20 protein-coding genes are annotated in these 21456 nt (G+C 64.7%); 10 read left to right on the top strand and 10 right to left on the bottom strand.

What is annotated here, in order from left to right; translation table 11 throughout:
• Positions 1 to 147: 147 nt before the first annotated feature.
• From ABLV49_RS00775 to ABLV49_RS00785, 3 genes are all read right to left on the bottom strand, one after another.
• Positions 148 to 1425 (bottom strand): ATP-binding protein, encoded by a 1278-nt coding sequence (locus tag ABLV49_RS00775; RefSeq protein WP_349279752.1) that lies wholly within the window; start codon positions 1423 to 1425, stop codon positions 148 to 150.
• Complete coding sequence (locus ABLV49_RS00780; RefSeq protein ID WP_349279754.1) at positions 1400 to 2137, bottom strand: response regulator transcription factor; 738 nt, start codon at positions 2135 to 2137, stop codon at positions 1400 to 1402. The genes ABLV49_RS00775 and ABLV49_RS00780 overlap by 26 nt, the downstream gene beginning before the upstream one ends.
• Before the next feature lie 163 nt (positions 2138 to 2300).
• Entirely contained in the window at positions 2301 to 3701 is a 1401-nt protein-coding gene (locus ABLV49_RS00785; RefSeq protein WP_349279756.1) for an AmpG family muropeptide MFS transporter, read from the bottom strand.
• A 32-nt stretch (positions 3702 to 3733) separates the two neighbouring features.
• Between ABLV49_RS00785 and ABLV49_RS00790 the strand changes: the two genes are divergently transcribed.
• From ABLV49_RS00790 to ABLV49_RS00800, 3 genes are all read left to right on the top strand, one after another.
• Positions 3734 to 4576: a M48 family metallopeptidase gene (locus ABLV49_RS00790; RefSeq protein WP_349279758.1), complete on the top strand. Its 843-nt coding sequence runs from the start codon at positions 3734 to 3736 to the stop codon at positions 4574 to 4576.
• Positions 4577 to 4683: 107 nt separating this feature from the next.
• The gene (locus tag ABLV49_RS00795) at positions 4684 to 5865 is read left to right on the top strand and encodes an HPP family protein (RefSeq protein ID WP_349279760.1); all 1182 of its coding nucleotides are present in this window, start codon (positions 4684 to 4686) and stop codon (positions 5863 to 5865) included.
• A 151-nt stretch (positions 5866 to 6016) separates the two neighbouring features.
• Positions 6017 to 6325 carry a hypothetical protein gene (locus tag ABLV49_RS00800; protein ID WP_349279762.1) on the top strand — a complete coding sequence of 103 codons (309 nt, stop codon included), beginning with the start codon at positions 6017 to 6019 and terminating at the stop codon, positions 6323 to 6325.
• Between the two features lie 61 nt (positions 6326 to 6386).
• Here ABLV49_RS00800 and ABLV49_RS00805 read toward each other — a convergent pair whose 3' ends face one another.
• From ABLV49_RS00805 to ABLV49_RS00815, 3 genes are all read right to left on the bottom strand, one after another.
• Positions 6387 to 7757 (bottom strand): NAD-dependent succinate-semialdehyde dehydrogenase, encoded by a 1371-nt coding sequence (locus ABLV49_RS00805; RefSeq protein WP_349279764.1) that lies wholly within the window; start codon positions 7755 to 7757, stop codon positions 6387 to 6389.
• 156 nt (positions 7758 to 7913) lie between these two features.
• On the bottom strand, positions 7914 to 9023 hold the full coding sequence (locus tag ABLV49_RS00810) for an alkene reductase (RefSeq protein WP_349279766.1): 1110 nt from the start codon (positions 9021 to 9023) through the stop codon (positions 7914 to 7916).
• A gap of 130 nt (positions 9024 to 9153) precedes the next feature.
• Entirely contained in the window at positions 9154 to 9759 is a 606-nt protein-coding gene (locus ABLV49_RS00815) for a TetR/AcrR family transcriptional regulator (RefSeq protein WP_349279768.1), read from the bottom strand.
• Between the two features lie 93 nt (positions 9760 to 9852).
• Between ABLV49_RS00815 and ABLV49_RS00820 the strand changes: the two genes are divergently transcribed.
• On the top strand, positions 9853 to 10698 hold the full coding sequence (locus tag ABLV49_RS00820; protein WP_349279770.1) for a PA4780 family RIO1-like protein kinase: 846 nt from the start codon (positions 9853 to 9855) through the stop codon (positions 10696 to 10698).
• Between the two features lie 298 nt (positions 10699 to 10996).
• On the top strand, positions 10997 to 12775 hold the full coding sequence (locus ABLV49_RS00825) for a sensor histidine kinase (protein WP_349279771.1): 1779 nt from the start codon (positions 10997 to 10999) through the stop codon (positions 12773 to 12775).
• A 17-nt stretch (positions 12776 to 12792) separates the two neighbouring features.
• On the opposite strand, the gene ABLV49_RS00830 is transcribed toward ABLV49_RS00825, so the two are convergent.
• Positions 12793 to 13764, bottom strand: coding sequence for an exodeoxyribonuclease III (locus ABLV49_RS00830; RefSeq protein ID WP_349279773.1), 972 nt, complete (start codon positions 13762 to 13764; stop codon positions 12793 to 12795).
• Positions 13765 to 13774: 10 nt separating this feature from the next.
• Here ABLV49_RS00830 and pyrE point away from each other — a divergent pair, with 10 nt between their 5' ends.
• Positions 13775 to 14530, top strand: a complete 756-nt coding sequence (pyrE, locus tag ABLV49_RS00835) for an orotate phosphoribosyltransferase (protein ID WP_415838118.1) — start codon at positions 13775 to 13777, stop codon at positions 14528 to 14530.
• A gap of 16 nt (positions 14531 to 14546) precedes the next feature.
• Complete coding sequence (locus ABLV49_RS00840) at positions 14547 to 15209, top strand: DUF4124 domain-containing protein (protein WP_349279775.1); 663 nt, start codon at positions 14547 to 14549, stop codon at positions 15207 to 15209.
• Between the two features lie 90 nt (positions 15210 to 15299).
• Here the strand turns inward: ABLV49_RS00840 and gatB are convergent, their stop codons facing one another.
• Genes gatB through gatC form a run of 3 tightly spaced genes read right to left on the bottom strand, consistent with a single transcriptional unit; the run spans position 15300 to position 18582 of the window.
• Positions 15300 to 16757: an Asp-tRNA(Asn)/Glu-tRNA(Gln) amidotransferase subunit GatB gene (gene gatB / locus ABLV49_RS00845; protein WP_349279776.1), complete on the bottom strand. Its 1458-nt coding sequence runs from the start codon at positions 16755 to 16757 to the stop codon at positions 15300 to 15302.
• Positions 16754 to 18286 (bottom strand): Asp-tRNA(Asn)/Glu-tRNA(Gln) amidotransferase subunit GatA, encoded by a 1533-nt coding sequence (gatA, locus tag ABLV49_RS00850; protein WP_349279778.1) that lies wholly within the window; start codon positions 18284 to 18286, stop codon positions 16754 to 16756. The genes gatB and gatA overlap by 4 nt, the downstream gene beginning before the upstream one ends.
• Positions 18283 to 18582, bottom strand: a complete 300-nt coding sequence (gene gatC / locus ABLV49_RS00855; RefSeq protein ID WP_011799607.1) for an Asp-tRNA(Asn)/Glu-tRNA(Gln) amidotransferase subunit GatC — start codon at positions 18580 to 18582, stop codon at positions 18283 to 18285. The genes gatA and gatC overlap by 4 nt, the downstream gene beginning before the upstream one ends.
• A gap of 296 nt (positions 18583 to 18878) precedes the next feature.
• On the opposite strand from gatC, the gene ABLV49_RS00860 reads away from it, so the two are divergent.
• From ABLV49_RS00860 to mreD, 3 genes are all read left to right on the top strand, one after another.
• Positions 18879 to 19922 carry a rod shape-determining protein gene (locus ABLV49_RS00860; RefSeq protein WP_041376439.1) on the top strand — a complete coding sequence of 348 codons (1044 nt, stop codon included), beginning with the start codon at positions 18879 to 18881 and terminating at the stop codon, positions 19920 to 19922.
• A gap of 81 nt (positions 19923 to 20003) precedes the next feature.
• Entirely contained in the window at positions 20004 to 20924 is a 921-nt protein-coding gene (mreC, locus tag ABLV49_RS00865) for a rod shape-determining protein MreC (protein ID WP_349279781.1), read from the top strand.
• Entirely contained in the window at positions 20921 to 21439 is a 519-nt protein-coding gene (mreD, locus tag ABLV49_RS00870) for a rod shape-determining protein MreD (protein ID WP_349279783.1), read from the top strand. Before mreC ends, mreD begins: the two co-directional genes overlap by 4 nt.
• The last annotated feature ends 17 nt before the right edge of the window (positions 21440 to 21456 follow it).

Below are 21456 nucleotides of genomic sequence, written 5' to 3' on the forward strand. Positions count from 1 at the left end.
AGTCTTGAATCTTTATGAATACTAAAGGTTTTGCCGAATTTTTGTTATCTAATTTTTTCTGTTTTTTCAATGTTGTGACAGCAACGTCCCCACTGTGCTTCAGGCTGAGCTTCCTGAACATCCCCCAAAGAGGGGATTTCAATATCTTTAGTTGAAACTTCTGGTATCACGCGCCGCCGCCGGGCCTGGCCTGTCCATCGGCAGCTCGACAATGAATGAGGCGCCGCCGCCAGGCCGTTCCTCGCAACGCACGCTGCCGCCGTGGCGTTCGCTGATCGACTTGACCAGCGCCAGCCCCAGGCCCACGCCGCCTTCGCGCTCGCTGGCGCCGGGCAGCCGGTAAAAGGGCTCGAAAATACGCTCTCGCTGTCCGGCCGGCACGCCCGGCCCCCGGTCATGCACCTTGACGATGGCCCGCTGCCCGCTGCCCGTGCCGCTCTGGGCGAGTTCCAGGCTGATGTCGCCGTGGCTGTAGCGCCGGGCGTTTTCAAGCAGGTTGCGGATCAGCCGGCGCAGCAGCCGGGGCGAGCCCTGCAGCGTCAGGCTGTGGTCCGCGTCCGGCCCGGTTTGCAGTTCGGCCTGCAACTCGGCATTGACGCGCGCGCATTCCTCGGCGGCCAGTCCGGTCAGGTCCAGCGTTTCGAAAGGCTCGGCATCGGCCTGCTTGGTGTCGAGCCGGCTGGCCAGCAAAATTTCATCGATCAGCTGGTCCAGCTCGCCGATGCTGCGGGAAATTTCCATGCGCTGCGGTGACGACTTGTCCACGCCCATCAGTTCGAGCCCCATGCGGATGCGCGCCAGCGGCGAGCGCAGCTCGTGCGAGGCATTGGCCAGCAGCGACTTGTGCGACTCCATCAGCGTCTCGATGCGCTCGGCGGCGTGGTTGAAGCGCCGCGCCAGGAAAGCCACCTCGTCGCGCCCTTCGGTATTGATGCGTGCCGACAGGTCGCCCGCGCCCCAGCGCTCCACGCCGCGCTGCAGGGCTTCAAGCCGAAGCGTCAGGCGCCGCATGACCGGGTAGGCGCCCAGCGCCACGGCCAGGCCGACCAGGCCCAGCATCCAGCCAAAGCCGAACGGCGGCCGGTTCCAGGGGCTGCCCGGCGGGCGCTGCGGCCGGGGCAGCAACAGGTTCAGGGTCTGGCCGTCTGTGGTGACCACGTCAAATTCGATGTCGTCGCCGCGCTGGCGGTCAGGCTTGGTCTGTCCCTTGCCGATGACCTCGCCGGCGGCGTTGTGCACCAGCACTTCGCGGATGGGCAGCGGCGGCGGGTCGGCGCTCAGCCGCCAGGCGGCACCCACCAGGAAGGTCAGCACCATGACGGTCGCCACCACGGCCAGCCAGATTCGCACATACAGGTGCGAGGTAAACCTGGCCCAGATCTGCTTGTTCACTCGGCGCTCAGTCTTGTTGCTTGGCAAATACATAGCCCACGCCGCGCACCGTCAGGATGCGCTTGGGATCCTTGGCGTCGGCTTCGATGGCGCTGCGGATGCGGCCCATGTGAACGTCAATCGAACGGTCGAAGGCTTCGAGTTCGCGCCCGCGCACGGCTTCCATGATCTGGTCGCGGCTCAGCACGCGGCCGGCGCGCTCGGCCAGCGCCACCAGCAGGTCGAACTGGTAGGAGGTCAGCTCGCACGGGTTGCCCGAGACGGTCACGGCGCGCGCATCGCGGTCGATTTCAAGCGAGCCGAAACGCATCACCTTGTGGCCACCGGCTTGCGCGCCGCCGCCGTTAATGCCGTTATTGCCGTCGCTGTTGCCGCCCCGGCGCAGCACGGCGCGGATGCGCGCCAGCAGCTCGCGCGGCTCGAAGGGCTTGGGCAGGTAGTCGTCGGCGCCGATTTCCAGGCCGACGATGCGGTCCATCGGGTCGCCCTTTGCGGTCAGCATCAAGACGGCGGTGCGGGCCGCGTCGCCGCCCTGGCCCTTGATGCGGCGGCAGACTTCCAGGCCGTCCATGTCGGGCAGCATCAGGTCCAGGATCACCAGGTCGGGCGGGGTGGCCTGCAGCGCCTCCAGGCCGGCGGTGCCGGTGGCGGCGTGGGCAAAGCCATAGCCGGACTGGCGCAGGTATTCGCCCACCATGCTGGCCAGGCGGGCGTCGTCTTCAATCATCAAAAGCTGTTGGGTCATGGGCCGGTCCTCTTTGAATGGGAAAGGCGGGTCTTCTCGCAAGACTTGCCGCCATGGGGCTTCATGGTGCGCCGGGCGCAACAATCGCGCTTGAAGCCATCGTAAAGATCAGGTAAAAAATGGTGTGTTCAGCTACTGAATCCATAGCTGCCTGCGCCCGTCCTTATTGCGCAGGAGCCGTTTTTGAGCGTGAAGCCAGGCCAATCAGCAGCAGCACCGGAACGCCGAGCAGGGCGGTGGCGGTAAAGAAGTTGCTGTAGCCAAACGCATCGACATAAGCGCCCGAATAACCGGCCAGCGTCTTGGGCAGCAGCAGCATCATCGAGCTGAACAGCGCGTACTGGGTGGCCGAGTAGTTGATGTTGGTCAGGCTCGACAAATAGGCGATGAAGGCGGCCGAGGCAATGCCGCTGGACAGGTTGTCGGCCGAAATCACAAAGATCAGCGACGTGACATCGTGCCCGCGCGTGCCCAGCCAGGCAAACAGCAGGTTGCTGCCGGCGCTCAGCACGGCGCCCAGCATCAGCACCTTCATGACGCCAAAGCGCATCGCCAGCCCGCCGCCCAAAAACGCGCCGACCAGCGTCATGATGACGCCGTAGATCTTGGTGACCGTGGCCACTTCGTCCTTGGTGTAGCCCATATCGACATAAAAAGGATTCGCCATGATGCCCATCACCACGTCGCTGATGCGGTACATCGCGATCAGCGCCAGGATCAGCAGCGCCTGCTTGCCGTAGCGGCGCAAAAAGTCGGCGAACGGCTCGATCAGCGCGCCCTTGAGCCAGTCGGCGGCGTTTTTGCTCGGCGGCAGTTCGCGGCGCTGGGGCTCGGGTGAAAAGAGCACCGTCACCACGCCCAGCAGCATCGACGCGGCCATGACCAGGTAGGCGGTTTGCCAGGCGCCCGGCTGGTAGGCCGTCACGCCGACGATTTCCGCGCGCGCGGCGATCCACAGCGCGCCGGCGCCGGACCAGATCATCGCCATGCGGTAGCCGGTCTGGTAGGCGGCGGCCAGCGCGGCCTGGCGCTGGATGTCGGCCGACTCGATGCGGTAGGCGTCCAGCGCGATGTCCTGCGTCGCCGAGCCGAAGGCCACGGCCAGCGCGCACCAGACCATCGGCAGCAGCGCCAGCCGGGGGTCGGTCAGCGCCATGCAGACCAGTGCCACCATGATGACCGCCTGCGACAGCAGCAGCCAGCTGCGCCTGCGGCCCAGCCAGCGCGTGAGCAGCGGAATCGGCAGCCGGTCCACCAGCGGCGCCCAGGCCCATTTGAAGCCGTAGGCCAGCCCGACCCAGCTCAGGTAGCCAATCGTGGTGCGGTCGATGCCGGCTTCGCGCAGCCAGAAGCTCAGCGTGCCGAACACCAGCAGCAGCGGCAGCCCGGCTGAAAAGCCCAGCAGCAGCATGCGCAGCGTGGCGGCTTCGGAGTACACGCGCCAGACCTCGCGCCAGCCGGGTTTTGCCGGCGCGGCAGGGGTCGGGCCGGGGGCTTGCGCCGCAATCGCGCGCTCTGAAACCAGGGGCAGGGAAGCAAGCGTGGAAGTGGTTTTATCTGACATGGGGCATTTCAATTTCTGGCTATTATTCACGCATGTGCTTCTTATGCGACGTCAAACACTCAGCCTGGCACAGCCGCCGGGGATTTTTACAGGCTGCCGCAGGCGCCACGGCGCTGGCCGTCAGCACCCCTTTGCTGGCCCAGGTCGATGTGGGCAAGTCGTCCGGCCTGCGCAACCTGGTGCCAGCCGAGGAACTCGAAAGCGCCTCCACCCAGGAATACGCCAAGCTGCTGGCCGAGGCCAAGTCCCAGGGCGCGCTGGCATCGGCAGGCAATGCGCAGCTGCAGCGCCTGCACGCCATCTCCAAACGCCTGATCCCGCAGGCCGCGCAGTGGAACGACCGCGCCAAACAATGGCGCTGGGAAGTCAACCTGATCGGCAGCAAGCAGATCAATGCGTTTTGCATGCCGGGCGGAAAAATCGCTTTTTACACCGGCATCCTGGATCAGCTCAAGCTCACCGACGACGAAATCGCCATGATCATGGGCCACGAAATGGCCCACGCGCTGCGCGAGCATGCGCGCGCCCGCATCGCCAAGAGCCAGGGCACCGGCACGCTGCTGTCGCTGGGCGCGCAGCTGCTGGGGCTGGGCCAGTTGGGCGATCTGGCGGCCAATGTCGGCACCGAGCTGCTGACGCTGCGCTTTAGCCGCGAAGACGAAAGCGACGCCGACCTGGTCGGGCTGGAACTCGCCGCGCGCGGCGGCTACAACCCGCAGGCCGCCGTCAGCCTGTGGCAAAAAATGGCGCAGGCCGGCGGCGGCGCCGGCGGACCGGGCTTTTTGTCCACCCATCCCTCGGGTCCGCAGCGCATCCAGGAACTCCAGGCCAACGTGCCCCGGGTGCAGGGCCTGTACGAACGGGCGCGCCGCTGATTGATTCTTCCATGGCCACTTCAAAGCGACAGGCCCTTGCCTTGCCATGCCGCGCCAGTCACCGCCTGCGGCATGCCGCACCTGCCTGAGCCGCAGGCAGCGCGTTCATGAACCTTCCTTCCCACCTTTCATCCCGGCTTCCGGATTTCTTCAGCCCGGCATGGTGGCAGGCTTTCAGGCCCGCGCGCACCCGCATCAACACGCGTGAACGGCTGCGCCTGGTGCTGGGCGCGCTGATCGGCATTTTCCTGACCGGACTGCTGTGCCACCTGATCGGCGGCGCGGCGCTGCAGCGCCTGCCCTGGCTGATCGCGCCGCTGGGCGCCAGCGCGGTGCTGGTGTTCGCCCTGCCGGCCAGCCCGATGGCGCAGCCCTGGGCGGTGGTCGGCGGCAACACCCTGTCGGCGCTGACCGGCATTGCCGGCGTGCACGGCGTGCACCTGCTGGCCTCGCCGGAACTGGCTGCCGCGCTGGCCGTGGCCACGGCGATTTCCCTGATGCTGGCGCTGCGCTGCCTGCATCCGCCCGGCGGCGCGACGGCGCTGATGATGGTGCTGGGCGGCATCAAGGAGCCGTCGTTCGCGGCGTATCCGGTGATGCTCAATTCCATCCTGCTGGTGCTGGCCGGCATCCTCTACAACAATGCCACGCGCCGGCCCTACCCGCACCGGCAGCTGCCGCCGGAGCGCGCGGCGGTTTCAGGCGAAGACCGGCTGCTGGACGCCGACCTGGACGCCGTGCTGGCGCGCTATAACCAGGTGCTGGACGTGAGCCAGGGTGACCTCAAGGCGCTGCTGGCCGAAACCCGGCTGCGCGCCTACGACCGCAAGCTGGCCGATGTGCGCTGCGCCGACATCATGTCGCGCGACCTGGTCACGGTCGAGTTCGGAACGCCGCTGCAGGACGCCTGGGCGCTGCTGCGCGAGCGCCGCATCAAGGCCCTGCCGGTGGTGGACCGCACCTTTCGCATCGCCGGCATCATCACGCTGGCCGATTTCATGCGCGCCGCCGAACTCGATGTCTATGAAGGCTTCGACGACAAGCTGCGCAAGCTGGTGCGCACCACGCGCAGCAGCTATTCCAGCAAGCCCGAGGTGGTCGGCCAGATCATGACGCGCAACGTCCGGGTGGCCGGCGAGCAGCGGCGCCTGGTGGAGCTGCTGCCGCTGTTCGGCAGCAGCGGCCATCACCACATTCCGATCATTGGCGAGGGCCAGCGCCTGGTCGGCATGATCACCCAGTCCGACCTGGTGGCCGCGCTCGGACGGGCCGCCAACCCGTCCGCCTAGCCCTGCCGCCGGGCCGGGCTGGCGAACCGTCGCACGGGTGGCGCATGATATGCCCCTGTCGAAAGGGATCTATGAAATACAAGCTCCTGTCCGGTTTGCAACTGCATTGCGCAGGTTTGACTTTTTCTCGCCATCCGCAGGGCGCGCGTTCATGAGCGCACCCTGGTTTTCAAAGCCGCTGGGCGATGGGGTCTGGGCCTACAGCCTGAGCAACCAGGCCCGCGATGCCTTCGAGCCTTTGTTTGTGCTGGCCGGGCGGCCGCTGGAGATGGCGGTGTTCACGCGCCATCAATCCGCAGGTCGCCTGCACTGCGAAGTGACCGCCTATTTTTCGCCAGCCGCCGCCACCGTGGCGCATGTGCTCGATGCGCGGCCGTGCGGGGCGCCGTCGCGCGGCAACCTGGACCTGCTGGCCGGCGATCCGGCTTGCTGGCCGGTGATTTTTCCAGATGGTGCGTGAAATATCCATTCCGCCCACGGCTGGCATGCGCGGACAGCTCTATTTTTGATAGCGCCAGCGCTCAGCTCACCCGGATCAGCTTCTTGTTGACGAATTCCTGGATGCCCGCGCCAGAGAGTTCGCGGCCGTAGCCCGAATTCTTCACGCCGCCGAACGGCAGCTCGGGCGACGACGAAGCGCCCGAATTGATGAACACCATGCCGGTGTCGATGCGCCGCGCCAGCCGCTTGCCGCGCTCGATGTCCTGCGTGAACACCGAGCCGCCCAGGCCGAACGGCGAGTCGTTGGCCAGCGCCACGGCGGCATCCTCGTCGGCGACCCGGAAGAACAGCGCGACCGGGCCGAAGAACTCCTGCATGTAGGCCGGGTTGCCCTTGTCGATGTCGGTCAGGATGGTCGGCTGCATGAACGCGCCGGCCTGGCCGGCTATGCGCCCGCCGCCGGTCAGCACGCGCGCGCCGCCGGCCACCGCGCCTTCGACCTGGCCGAGCAGGTTCTTGAGTGCGTCAGCGGACGACAGCGGCGCCAGCGTGGTCTGCTTGTCCATCGGGTCGCCGGGCTGGAAATTTTCCAGCGCCGCCTGGAATTTTTCCAGGAAGCGGTCGGCCATGCTATCGACCACGATGATGCGCTTGGACGCGGTGCAGGCCTGGCCCGAATTTCCCATGCGCCCGCTGACGGCGCTTTTGACCGCCTTGTCGAGGTCGGCATCGTCGAGCACGATGAAGGCGTCGCTGCCGCCGAGTTCCATGGTCGTTTTCTTCAGGTTCTGCCCGGCGCGCGCGGCCACCACGGCGCCGGCCGCTTCGCTGCCGGTCAGCGCCACGGCGCGGATGCGCGCGTCGTCGATGACTTGCGCAACCTGCTCCTTGGAGATGAACAGGTTGGTGTAGGCGCCCGCCGGCGCGCCGGCGTCAATCATCAGCCGCTCGAAGGCCTGCGCGCACTGCGGCACGCTGGAGGCATGCTTGACCATCACCACGTTGCCGGCCATCAGGTTGGGCGCGGCAAAGCGGGCGATCTGGTAGTAGGGGTAGTTCCACGGCTCGACGCCGAACAGCACGCCGATGGGGCTGCTTTCAACCAGCGCCTCGCCGCGCGGGGTGGACAGCTTTTCGGGCGCCAGAAAGCGCTCGGCGTTCTCGGCGTAGTAGTCGAGGATGGCGGCGCTCAGCGCGACTTCGCCCAGGCTCTGGGCGATCAGCTTGCCCATCTCCAGCGTGATGAGTTCGGCGAATGCCTGCGAGCGTTCGCGCAGCAGGGTAGCCGCGCGCGCCAGCACCGCCGCGCGCTCGGCGAAGCTCTTGTGGCGCCAGTCGCTTTCAAAGCAGCTGGCGGCCTGCGTTAGCTTTTCTTCGAGCTGCGCATCGCTGATCTGCTCGAAGGTCTGCAGGACTTTTCCGTCGTAGGGGTTGGTGCTTTGGTAGGCCATGGCTTCCTCGTTGTGCGGGTGGGTTGATGGGCCGGACAGGCGTCAATCGGAAAAACCGCTGTCCAGCCCCTGTTTATCAATCAAAAAGTGCTTTTGCGCAAGCACCACGGGCGCAAGCAGCTATTTTTTTAATAGCGTGCTGAAAGCGCCCGCGCCTCATGCCGGCTGCAGGGCCAGTGTCGGGTAATCGGTGTAGCCATGCGCACCGCCGCCGTAAAACGTCGCGCGGTCCGGGGTATTGAGTTCGGCGCCCTGGCGGAAACGCTCCACCAGGTCGGCATTGGCGATGAACGGCCGGCCAAACGCCACGACGTCGGCGATGCCCTGCGCAATCAGCGCCTGCGCATCGGCCGCCGTGTAGCCGCCGCAAAAGATCAGGGCACCGTTGAATGCCAGACGCAGCTGCTCGCGGAAGGCATCGCTCAGTTCCGGGCCGCCGGCCCAGTCGGGTTCGGCGATGTGCAGGTAGGCAATGCCGCGCTCGCTGAAGGCTTTGGCCAGGTACAGCGCGCTGGCTTCGGCTTCGGCATCGGCCATGTCGTGCCCGGCGAAATGCGGCGACAGGCGCACGCCGACCTGCGCGGCGCCCGCTTCGTCGATCAGCGCGTCCAGCGCTTCGAGCGTCAGGCGGGCGCGGTTTTCCAGGCTGCCGCCGTAGCCGTCAAGGCGCTGGTTGCTGTTGGTGGACAAGAACTGGTGCAGCAAATAGCCGTTGGCCGCATGCAGCTCCAGGAAGTCAAAGCCGGCCCGCTTGCCGCGCACGGCTGCCTGGCGGTATTGCTCCACGATGCCGGGCAGCTCCTCAAGCGCCAGCGCGCGCGGCGTTTCGGTGGGCACGTTGGCGGGCGTGCCGTCGGGCTGGATCACGAAGCACTGGGCGCCTTTGGCAACCAGCGCCGAAGGCGCCACCGGCGCCGCGCCGTTTTCCTGCAGCAGCGAATGCGAGATGCGGCCGACATGCCAGAGCTGCAGCGCGATATGGCCGCCCTGGGCGTGCACCGCCTGCACCACTTTTTTCCAGCCGGCTTCCTGCGCGTCGGTGTAGATGCCGGGCGTCAGCGCGTAACCCTGGCCCTGGCGGGAAATCTGCGTGGCTTCGGTGACGATCAGGCCGGCGCTGGCGCGCTGGGTGTAGTACTCCACGTTCAGATCATTCGGCACATCGCCCGGCTGGCTGGCCCGCGAGCGGGTCAGCGGCGCCATGACGACGCGGTTGGGCAGGGTTTTTTGGCCGATCTTCAAGGGGGAAAGCAGTTTGTTCAGCATGGAGTTCCTTTGGGTAAAACAGAGTTGAAAGTGACGGTGTTGTGAATAGACCAGTCGGCTAATGGCTGGGTTAAAAAAATCCGCCGGCAAGGGCGGGGAGGAAGGGAAAGGGTGAAACGCAGAAACTGCGTCAGGCGCTCACGGGCTGCGGCAGCTTCAGCAGGCTGCAGGTCGCCGCCATGGCCGCATCCAGTGCGCTGCGCTCGCGCCTGACCTTGGTCAGCAGGGCCGCGCCCAGCCACAACTCGTACAGTGTCAGCGCCGTGTGCTGCGCATCGAGGGTTCCGGTCAGCGAGCCGTCGGCCAGGCCTTGCGCAATGCAGTTGCCCAGCCGCTCGATGATCAAATTGGTGCCGCGCAGCAAGGCCGCGCGCATCGCCTCGGACATGTCCGACACCTCGCCGCTCAGTTTCACGACCAGGCAGTTGCATTCGGCGCTCTGGCTGTCTGCGGGCGTCATCCAGCTGCGCCAGTAGCGCATCAAACGCTCTGCGGCCGGGGCGCCGTCGGGCTGAAGCAGCCGGTCAACCTGCGCCAGGTAGTCGGCCACATAGCCGTCCACCAGCGCCTCGCCAAACGCTTCCTTGGATTTGAAGTAGTGGTAGAACGAGCCCTTGGGCACCTGGGCGGTGGACAGGATTTCGTTCAGGCCCACGGCCGAAAAGCCCTTGCCCAGGATGATGCTGCGTCCGGTGTCGAGGATGTGCTGTTTGACATCGGTGTGTTCATTGCTCATGGGACGCGATTCTAGCGCCAAAATTAGACCAGTCGTCTAGTAAGGGTATGCGCGGCTGCCGGGCTGGGGCGGTTGCGGGGCACAATGGCGTTCATGAAAGCACCTCCAAGACTGCAATCCCTCGTTGAAGAGGGCCTGATCGATACCGTGGTTCGCCAGCTGATGAGCGGCAAGGAAGCGATGGTGTACGTCGTGCGCTGTGGCGACGAAACGCGCTGCGCCAAAATCTACAAGGAGGCCGACCAGCGCAGCTTTCGCCAGGCGGTCGATTACACCGAGAACCGCAAGGTCAAGAACACCCGGCAGGCCCGGGCCATGGCCAAGGGCACGAAATTCGGCCGGCAGGCCAGCGAAGCCGCCTGGCAGAGCGCCGAGGTCGATGCGCTCTACCGGCTGGCCGACGCCGGGGTGCGCGTGCCCCAGCCGCACAATTTTTGCGACGGCGTGCTGCTGATGGAACTGGTGACCGACGCGCACGGCGACGCGGCCCCGCGCCTGAACGACGTCGATTTCACGCCCGAGCAGGCGCGCCGGCACCACGCCACGCTGATCACCGAGGTGATTCGCATGCTGTGCGCCGGCATCGTTCACGGCGACCTGTCCGAATTCAACATCCTGCTGGCCGAAGACGGCCCGGTCATCATCGACCTGCCGCAGGCGGTGGACGCGGCCGGCAACAACCACGCCAGCCGCATGCTGCTGCGCGACGTGGCCAACCTGCGCAACTTCTTTGGCCGTTTCGCGCCCGACCTCTTGACCATCGACTACGGCAACGAGATGTGGGACCTGTACCAGCGCGGCGTGCTGTATCCAGAGACGGTGCTGACCGGCCATTTCAGGCGCAAGACCGGGCCGGTCGATGTCGGCGGCGTGCTGCGCGAGATTGACGACGCCAGCGCCGAGGAAGCCGCGCGCCGCGTGCGCATGGCGCAGTTCTGACGGGCTTGGAGACGGCGAAATTATTTTTCGCACCAAATGCGTGGAGTGAGTGTGAAACGGGCAAAAACAGCTTGCCTGAAGCCTGTACTCCATCAAAAGCCAAGTACATCTTGAAACAAGTAACGTCACTTTGTGTGATCTGGAATAATCGAGCCGGTCTCCGCGCTGCTGCAAAAGCCTCGCGGAGGCTGGTTTCTTGTTACATCCTGGATGGCTCATAAAGACGACGCGCGCAAGCCTTGACATCGGCTGCCATCCTGTAGATGGAATGTTGTTCCAACAACTCTACTGGATTGCAATGCCTCAAAATTTGAAAGCAATCCTGAAAACGGATGGTTCACGGTTCGCGCTGGGAACCGGCGTGCTCTACGCGGTGCTTGGATTGTTGTGGATCATTGTCTCGGATGCGGCTGTGTCGTCCATTTCCACCGACCCCGCATGGCTGGCAATGGCACAGCGCTACAAGGGATTTTTCTATGTTGGGGTGACCTCCGTGGGACTGATTTTCCTGGTCAACGCGGGCTACCGGCGGCTCTGGAATGCCGTCAGCCGCGCCGAGGCCACGGAACTGCAGGTACGGGACCTGTTCCTGCAGCATCCCAAGCCCATGTGGGTCTATGACCGTGACACCCTTGAATTCATCGCCGTGAATGATGCGGCCACCCGCTACTACGGGTATTCGCGTGAAGCGATGCTGGCGATGAACCTGGCCGATATCTGCCCGGAAGAGGACATTTCACGCCTGCATGCGCTTATGCACAGCCCGCAGGACCGGCACCGCGACATCGGCGTGGTGCGGCACTGCAAGCGCTCCGGTGAAGTGGTTTTTGTCCACCTGACGGCGCATGCGGTTGAGTTCATGCAGCGCAAGGCGGAAATGGTGATGGCCATCGACGTCACGGCCGATGTCCTGTCCAAGCATGCCCTTGAGCGCCAGGAAGCGCAGTTTCGGCAACTCCACCAAAGTCTGGCCAGCATCCTGTGGATCGCCTCGGCCGACGGCCGGACCATGCTCTATATCAGTCCGGCGCTGGAGCGCGTCTATGGTTTTGCGCCCGAGGCGATGCAGGCCAATCCGGACCTTTGGCTCCAGGTCGTCCATCCCGATGATGCGCACATTGCAAAAGCGTCCAGTGTGGAACTGATGACCGAGGGCGAAGCGAGTTGCGAGTACCGGATTCGTGCCACGTCGGGCGAGATCAAATGGGTTTCGGACCGCAAGCGGCTCATCGTCGATGCCGAGGGGCTGGTGACGATGATGGGCGGCATTCTCGAAGACATCACGGCGGCCAAGGAACACGAGGCCCTGCGCGCTGGAACGCATGTTGAACTCGAAAGGCTGGTCACGCAGCGAACCGCTGAACTGGTGCGTGTCAATGCCGAACTCGACGCGTTTGCGAGAACCATCGCCCACGATTTGAAGGCGCCGCTGGTGTCGGTGATCGGTTTCTCCCAGATTCTTCACAACCGCCATGCCGATACGCTCAAGGAAGACGGTGTCCGGCTGATCACCCGAATCGGGCGTTCGGCCCGGCAAATGGCCAGCCTGGTCAATGACCTGCTGGCCCTGTCGCGCGTGTCCAAGACCGTGCTGGTCATCGAGGACATCGACCTTGTTCCCCTGGCGCATGAAATCCTGGAAGAGCTGCGCGAGCAGGAGCCCCATCGCCAGGTCCGCTTCGAGTCGCCTGCATCGCTGCAGGTGCGCGCAGACCCGGGCCTGGTGCGGCCGCTGCTGACCAATTTGCTGGGCAACGCCTGGAAGTTCACGGGCAAGCGCGACGATGCCTGCGTTCAGCTATGCCTGGAGGGTGCGGCGCCCGAAGCGACTTTTTGTGTCAGGGACAATGGCGTGGGCTTTGACGCCGGCAACAGCGAACAGATCTTCAAGCCCTTTCAGCGCTTTCACACGCTGAGCGAATTCAGCGGAACCGGCATCGGACTGACGACCTGCGAGCGAATCGTTGCCCGGCACCATGGGCGCATCTGGCTGGAATCGACCGTGGGCGAGGGCACATCGGTCTTCGTCACCCTGGCCCCTGCCGCTCCCGATCTGCCGCATCTGGCGCCAGCATGAACGGCCGCGCCTGCCGTTCACAGCGCCCAGTCGTACTCAATCGTCAGGGGCGCGTGGTCGCTGAAGCGCTGCGCCTTGTGAATCGACGCCGAATGGGCGGTGGCGCCAAAGCCGGGCGTCGCCAGGTGGTAGTCCAGCCGCCAGCCGACGTTCTTGGCATAAGCCTGGCCCCGGTTGCTCCACCAGGTGTAGGCCTCATCGGTGGTGGCGGGATGCAGCCGGCGGTACACATCGACCATGCCGCCGCCCTGTGCCGGACTGGCTTGGGCAGGCGTGACGGGGAGGGCTGCAGAAGCTCCTTGCAAGTCAGGGCCGCGGAACCGGCTTTGCCGGGCCGCAGGCGCAGCGGCCCCCTCGGGGGGCAGCGAACCACACGCAGTGGGGAGCGTGGGGGCTACATCACCCTGCAGCAACTCGGTCATCCAGGCGCGTTCTTCGGGCAAAAAGCCGCTGTTCTTCTTGTTGCCCTTGAAGTTTTTCAGGTCGATTTCCTGGTGCGCGATGTTGATGTCGCCGCACAGCACGAATTCACGGTTGTCGCCGCCGCAGCGTTTCAGCGCCGCCAGGTGCGGATAGAGTTCGGCCAGGAAACGGAACTTGGCCGCCTGGCGCTCCTCGCCCGACGAGCCGCTCGGGAAGTAGCAGCTGATGATGGACAGCTTCGGGCTGTGCCGGCGGCCGGGGCGGTCAAAGCGCAGCTCGACATAGCGGCCTTCGGCATCGAACTCGGTCGAGCCGTAGCCGACGATCACGTCGCTGGGCTCGTGGCGGGTGTAGATGCCGACGCCCGAATAGCCTTTTTTCTCGGCAAACTGAAAGTAGCCCTTGTGTTCGGCAATGGCTTCGAAGCGCCCGCTCAGGTCAGCGGCCTGGGCCTTCAGCTCCTGCACGCAAATACAATCCGGCATGGATTGGGCAACCCATTCCTGCAGGCCCTTGCTGGCGGCGGAACGGATGCCGTTGAGGTTAAGACTGGTTAATTTGAACATGGGACTTTCAATGAATACGACGACAGGGCAGACAGGCAATCAAGGCGAGGCCATGCCACCCGAGGGCAGCCTGGCACAGGAATTCGTGCAGTTCGCGGTTGAATCGGGGGTGCTGCGCTTTGGCCAGTTCAAGACCAAGGCCGGCCGCATGAGCCCCTACTTTTTCAATGCCGGCCTGTTTGACGACGGCGCCAAGCTGGGCCGGCTGGCGCAATTTTATGCGCGCGCGCTGCTCGCCGAGGAGCAGCGCAGCGGCCTGGCGTTCGACATGATCTTCGGCCCGGCCTACAAGGGCATTCCGCTGGCCGCCGCCGTGGCCATCGAGCTGGCCCGGCTGGGGCGCAACCTGCCGTTTGCCTACAACCGCAAGGAAGCCAAGGACCACGGCGAGGGCGGCACGCTGGTCGGCGCACCGCTCAAGGGGCGGGTGCTGATCGTCGATGACGTGATGTCCGCCGGCACGGCCGTGCGCGAGTCGATTGCGCTGATCCAGGCCGCCGGCGCCACGCCGCACGCCGTGGCCATTGCGCTGGACCGGCAGGAAAAGGCGACGGAAAACGGCATTGATGTCAACCACAGCGCCGTGCAATATGTCACGCGGCAGCTCGGTCTAAAGGTATGCGCCATTGCGCGCCTGAGCGACCTGCTGCAGTATCTGTCTGTGCAAAGCAGCAGCCCATCAAGCGCGGAGGTTCTTGACGGACAGCATCTGAAAGACCATTACCAGTCCGTTCTGGCCTACCGCGAACGCTACGGCGTCAACTGAAAAAAACAAATTGCGCTTGCCTTCACTCATCCCCTTGGGCCTTGCCGGTCTGGCCTTGCTGTGCGGCGGCGCCGCTGCCCAGGACATCTATTCCTGCGTGGATGCACGAGGCCGGACCATCACCGCCGATCGCCCGATTCCCGAATGCAGCGACCGCACGCAGCGCGAGCTGTCACGCAACGGCCTGGTCAAGCGCCAGCTCGGCCCTTCGCTCACGGCGCACGAGCAGGCCGCGCAGGATGAAAAGGACAGGCAGGCCGCCGAGATTCGCGCGCGCGAAGCCGAAGACAAGCGCCGCGACCGGGCCTTGCTGCTGCGTTACCCGACACGCGCGGTGCACGACCAGGAACGCGTCGCGGCGCTGCTGCAGATCGACGAGGTCATCAAGGCCTCCAGCAAGCGCAGGGGCGAGCTGGCCGATCAGCGCAAGGCGATTGCCAGCGAACTGGAGTTTTATGCCAAGGACACGTCCAAGGCACCCGCATCGCTCAAGCGCAGGCTGGAAGAAAACGAAGGCAGCGTCGCGGTGCAGCAAAAGTTCATCGCCGACCAGGAACAGGAAAAAAAGCGCGTCAACCTGCGCTTTGACGAAGAACTGGCCAAGCTCAAGCAGCTCTGGGTGATGGTGAGTCCGCCCGCGAATCCCGGCGCCAGCACTACCAAGATTGGCAAGAACTGATTTTTTGAATCAAATCAGCTTCTTGCGCAATAGGATCGGGCGTTTGAAGCTATATTTTTAATAGCATTCAAGCGATCTGTCGCCAGGGCTTCAACCCAGCTTTTTCTTCAGCAGCTCATTGACCTGCGCCGGATTGGCCTTGCCCTTGGTGGCCTTCATGGCCTGGCCGACCAGCGCATTAAAGGCTTTGGCATTGCCGGCTTTGACTTCCTCGACGTTTTTTGCATTGGCCGCCAGCACGCCGTCGATGATGGTTTCGAGTTCGCCGGTGTCGCTCATCGACTTGAGGCCCTTGGCTTCGATCAGCGCGTCCACGTCCAGGCCTTCGCCGGTCCACAAGGCGTCGAACACCTGCCGGGCGGCGTTGTTGGCAATCGTGCCGTCGGCAATTCGGCCAATCAGCGCAGCCAGTTGCACCGCGCTGACCGCAGAAGCCTCAATCGATTTTTCTTCCGTGTTCAGGCGGCGCGACAGCTCGCCCATGACCCAGTTGCTGGCCAGCTTGGGGCTTTTGCTGGCGGTCGCCACGGCCTCGAAATAGGCTGCCGTGGCCTTGCTTTGCGTCAGCTGGCCGGCGTCGTATTCGGGCAACCCGTAGTCAGCCACGAAGCGCGCCGCCATCACGCGCGGCAGTTCCGACATTTCCGAGCGGGTCTTTTCCACCCAGTCCCGGCCAATCACCAGCGGCGGCAAATCCGGGTCGGGGAAATAGCGGTAGTCGGCCGCGTCTTCCTTGCTGCGCATGCTGCGCGTCTCGCCGGTGTCCGGGTCGAACAGCACGGTCGCCTGCTGGATTTCATGGCCGTCCTCGATCTGTTCGATTTGCCAGCGCACCTCGTAGTCCATGGCCTGCTGCATGAACTTGAAGCTGTTCAGGTTCTTGATCTCGCGGCGCGTGCCCAGCGGCGCGCCGGGCTTGCGCACCGACACGTTGGCGTCGCAGCGAAAGCTGCCTTCCTGCATGTTGCCGTCGCAGATGCCGATCCAGGTGACGATCTTGTGCAGCTCCTTGGCGTAGGCCACGGCTTCAAGGGTCGAGCGCATGTCGGGTTCGGTGACGATTTCCAGCAGCGGCGTGCCGGCGCGGTTCAGGTCGATGCCGCTCTGGCCGATGAAGTCCTCGTGCAGCGACTTGCCCGCGTCTTCTTCGAGGTGGGCGCGCACCAGCCGAACCGATTTTTTCTCGCCGTCCAGGAAGAATTCGACCACGCCGCCCTGCACGACAGGAATCTCGAACTGGCTGATCTGGTAGCCCTTGGGCAGGTCGGGGTAGAAGTAGTTCTTGCGCGCAAAGATGCTTTTTTCGGCAATGTGCGCGTTCACGGCCAGGCCGAACTCGATGGCGCGCTGCACCGCGCCCTTGTTCATCACCGGCAGCGCGCCGGGCAGGGCGAAGTCCACGGCGGACGCCTGGGTGTTGGGCTCGGCGCCAAAGGCGGTCGAGGCGCGGCTGAAGATTTTCGATTGCGTGGTCAGCTGGGTGTGGGTTTCAAAGCCGATGACGACTTCGTAGCCTTGCACCAGCAGGGATTTGGTGGTTTTGCTCATGCGGAAATTCCCGGTGCTTTCTGGTGCCAGTCGGTCGCCAGCTGGAACTGGTGCGCCGCGCCCAGCAACTGCGCTTCCTTGAAATAGTTGCCGATCAGCTGCAGGCCGACCGGCATGCCGCCCGCGCCGAAGCCGGCCGGAACACTCATGCCGGGCAGGCCGGCCAGGCTGGACGACAGGGTGTAGATGTCGGCCAGGTAGCTGGCGACCGGGTCGTCGGACTTTTCGCCGATTTTCCAGGCCACCGTGGGCGAGACCGGCCCGGCAATCACGTCGCATTGCGCAAAAGCGGTCTGGAAATCCTGTGCGATCAGGCGGCGGATCTTTTGCGCCTTCAAATAGTAGGCGTCGTAGTAGCCGTGGCTCAGCACGTAGGTGCCGATCATGATGCGGCGCGTGGCTTCGTCGCCAAAGCCTTCGCTGCGCGACTTCTTGTACATGTCGGTCAGGTCGGTGTAGTGCGCCGCGCGGTGGCCGTAGCGCACACCGTCGAAGCGGCTCAGGTTGCTGCTGGCCTCGGCCGGGGCAATCACGTAATAGACCGGAATCGACAGCTCGGTCAGCGGCAGGCTGACATCGACCAGCGTGGCGCCGAGCTTTTCAAACTCGCTGAGCGCGCCGCGCACGGCGGCCAGCACGTCGGGCGCGCAGCCTGCGCCGAAAAACTGCGTTGGCAGGCCGATTTTCAAGCCTTTTAGGGGCTTTGCGCTTGTCCCATCTGCATGAGTAGCTATTAAATCAGTAGCGTAATCGACGGCTGGCATGTCCAGCGAGGTCGAATCGCGGTCGGGATCAGGCCCGGCCATGCTAGAGAGCAGCAGCGCGCAGTCGAGCGCGCTGCGCGCCATCGGGCCGGCCTGGTCCAGGCTGGAGGCAAACGCCACCATGCCGTAGCGCGAGCAGCGGCCGTAGGTCGGCTTGATGCCGGTGATGCCGGTCAGCGATGCGGGCTGGCGAATCGAGCCGCCGGTGTCGGTGCCGGTCGCTGCAGGAACGAGCCGCGCCGCCACCGCCGCCGCCGAGCCGCCCGAGGAGCCGCCCGGAACGCGGCTGGTGTCCCACGGGTTTTGCACCTTTTGATAGGCGCTGTTTTCATTACCCGAACCCATGGCGAACTCGTCGCAGTTGAGCTTGCCCAGCGTGACCATGCCGGCGCCACCTGGGCCAACGCCCAGCCGGCTGACCACGGTCGCGTCAAACGGGCTGCGGTAGTGCTCCAGCATCTTCGAGCCGGCGGTGGTGGGGAAGTCGCGCGTGACGAACACGTCCTTGTGCGCCAGCGGCACGCCCAGCAGGGGCGTGCGTTCGCCGGCGGCCAGGCGCGCATCGGCGGCGCGGGCCTGCGCCAGCGACACGTCGGCGTCAAGCGCCAGGAAGGCACCCAGGCCGGCGTGCTGCCCGATGCGGTTCAGGAAATGCTGGGTGACTTCGACGCTGGAGATGTCGCCGGCGGCCAGTTTGGCGGCCAGCGTTGCCACGCCGAGGTCGTGCAGGTCGAGATGTGACGGGGTCAGGGAAGGGGTGCTCATTCGATCACTTTCGGCACAAGAAACAGACCGCGCTCGACGGCCGGTGCGCTGGCCTGGCTGGCCTCGCGCTGGTTGGGTTCGCTGGCAATGTCCTCGCGCAGGCGCAGGGCGACTTCGCCCAGCAGCGCCGCCGGGTGCGCCAGCGGCTCGACGCCGTCGGTGTTGACCGCCTGCATCTGCTCGACCAGCGCAAAAAAACCGTTCAACTGGCTCAGCGTGTGCTCGGTTTCGTCAGGCCTGAGTTCGAGCCGCGCCAGATTGGCCACGCGCTCAATGTCTTTAAATGTCAATGCCATAGGAGTTGTGAGGTGATGCGGAAGAAGGAAAATGGGCCGGGAAAACGGCATGAAAAACGGGCTGAAACCAGTTGTAACGCCTAAAAAACGGGCATTGTAGACCGCTGATTTCACAGGGATGCGGTATTATCCCGCCTTTGGCGTGAAATCAAGGCCTGATACTCCCTTTAGGCGCTTGTTAACAGCTTCAGGCCGGTTATGCAGCCTGGTCTCGTCCATCCTCCCTCGGTTACTGATTAATAATAAAAGGCGATGCTGCAACGAAGTCTGCGCATGCCCCAACTGGATTCCTGAACATGTTTGAAGCATTCCGTCGGTACTTTTCCACCGACCTGGCGATTGATCTGGGCACCGCCAACACCCTGATTTTTGCGCGCGACAAGGGCATTGTGCTGGACGAGCCCTCGGTGGTTGCGATTCGCCACGAAGGCGGCCCCCACGGAAAAAAGGTGATTCAGGCCGTCGGCCGCGAAGCCAAGGCGATGCTGGGCAAGGTGCCCGGCAACATCGAGGCGATTCGCCCGATGAAGGACGGCGTGATCGCCGACTTCGTCATCACCGAGCAGATGATCAAGCAGTTCATCAAGATGGTGCATCCGCGCCGCCTGCTCACGCCGAGCCCGCGCATCATCATCTGCGTGCCCTGCGGCTCCACCCAGGTCGAGCGCCGCGCCATCAAGGACGCGGCCGAGGCTGCCGGCGCCGCCGCCGTCTATCTGATTGAAGAGCCGATGGCCGCCGCCCTGGGCGCCGGCCTGCCGGTGTCCGAGGCCAGCGGCTCGATGGTCGTCGATATCGGCGGCGGCACGACCGAAGTCGGCGTGATCTCGCTGGGCGGCATGGTTTACAAGGGCAGCGTGCGCGTCGGCGGCGACCGTTTTGACGAGGCCATCATCAACTACATCCGCCGCAACTACGGCATGCTGATCGGCGAGCCGACGGCCGAAGTCATCAAAAAGACCATCGGTTCGGCCTTTCCGGGCTCCGAAGTCAAGGAAATGGAAGTCAAGGGCCGCAACCTGTCCGAAGGCGTGCCGCGCAGCTTCACGATTTCAAGCAATGAAATCCTCGAAGCCCTGACCGACCCGCTGAACCAGATCGTCTCGGCCGTCAAGAACGCGCTGGAGCAGACGCCGCCCGAACTGGGCGCCGACATTTCCGACCGCGGCATGATGCTGACCGGCGGCGGCGCGCTGCTGCGCGACCTGGACCGCCTGCTGGCCGAGGAAACCGGCCTGCCGGTGCTGGTCGCCGAAGACCCGCTGACCTGCGTGGTGCGCGGCTGCGGCATTGCGCTGGAGCGCATGGACCGCATGGGCTCGATCTTCACCACGGAATAAGTTTTTCCACCACGCCATTCCTCAAGTCAGTTTGATGCTGTACACCTGCAGCATGACACCAGACCGGCTTGACAACGCACCATGGCTCTAGGAACTCTCGACAGATCCCTGCCGCCCTTTTTCAACCAGGGGCCGTCGGTCTATTCCAAGCTGGTTTTCTTCGGCGCGCTGTCGCTGTTCCTGATGGTGGCCGATGCGCGCTTCAACGTCACCCAGCCGATCCGCGCCGTGATTGCGACCGCGCTGTACCCGGTGCAGTGGCTGGCCGTGCAGCCGGTGCATGCGGTGCAGGGCGCCAGCGAGTATTTCACCAGCCTGAGCCAGGCCCAGTCCGAGAGCGCGGAAGCCCGTAAAAAGCTCGCGCTGCAGTCGCTGCGCGCCGGCCAGGTCGAGGAACTGATGCAGGAAAACAACCGCCTGCGCAAGCTGCTGGAGCTGAAAGAGCAAATCACCACGCCCGTCATGGCGGCCGAGGTGCTCTACGACGCGGCCGATTCCTACACCCGCAAGGTCATCATCGACAAGGGGCAGGCGCACAAGGTCGATCTGGGTTCGCCGGTGCTCGATGAGTCCGGCGTGCTCGGGCAGGTCACGCGCGTGCATCCGCTGGTCAGCGAAGTCACGCTGGTGGTGGACCGGGAGCTGGCCATTCCGGTGCTCAATGTGCGCACCGGCGCGCGCAGCGTGGCCTATGGCGACCCGACCCTGGGCGGCAGCGGGATGGAACTGCGCTTCATGGGCAGCAATGCGGACGTGCAGCAGGGCGACCTGCTGACCACCAGCGGCGTCGATGGCGTCTATCCGCCCGGCCTGCCGGTGGCCCGGGTCAGCCGGATCGAGCACCGCGCCGAATCGGCTTTTTCTAAGATCTACTGCGTGCCGGAAGCGCTGACCGCCGGCGCGCGCCATGTCATCGTGGTCAAGCCGGTCACCTCCGACGTGGCGCTGCGCCCGCCAGTCGCCGCGCCGGTCGTGCCCGCCAAAAGGGGAAGCGCCAAATGATCATGCGTTCCGGCCAGCAACTGCTGCTGCCCGCCAGTCCGGTGTTCATCTGGTTCACCCTGATCGCGGCCTTGCTGCTCGACATGCTGCCGCTGGGGCGCATCCCCTGGATGCCCGAATTTCTGGCGCTGGTGCTGGTGTTCTGGAGCGTGCACCAGCCGCTCAAAGTCGGCATCGGCATTGCCTTCATGTTCGGCCTGGCGATAGATGTGCACCAGACCTCGCTGCTCGGGCAGCATGCCTTTTCCTACACGATGCTGAGTTTTTTCGCGGCCATGATCCAGCGCCGGCTGCTGTGGTTCACGGTGCCGCTGCAGGCTTTGCAGGTGCTGCCCCTGTTTGCCGCGGCGCATGGCGTTGAAATCATCCTTCGGCTGCTGGGCGGCGGCGTCTTTCCGGGCTGGATCGTGCTCGCGGCGCCGCTGCTGGAGGCGCTGCTGTGGCCGGTGGCCAGCGTGCTGCTGCTGGTGCCGCAGCTGCGCACGCCCGACCGGGATGAGAACCGCCCACTCTAAACATATGGCCCCCACGC

It is taken from the genome of Polaromonas hydrogenivorans, from assembly GCF_040105105.1.
GTDB lineage: Bacteria > Pseudomonadota > Gammaproteobacteria > Burkholderiales > Burkholderiaceae_C > Polaromonas > Polaromonas hydrogenivorans.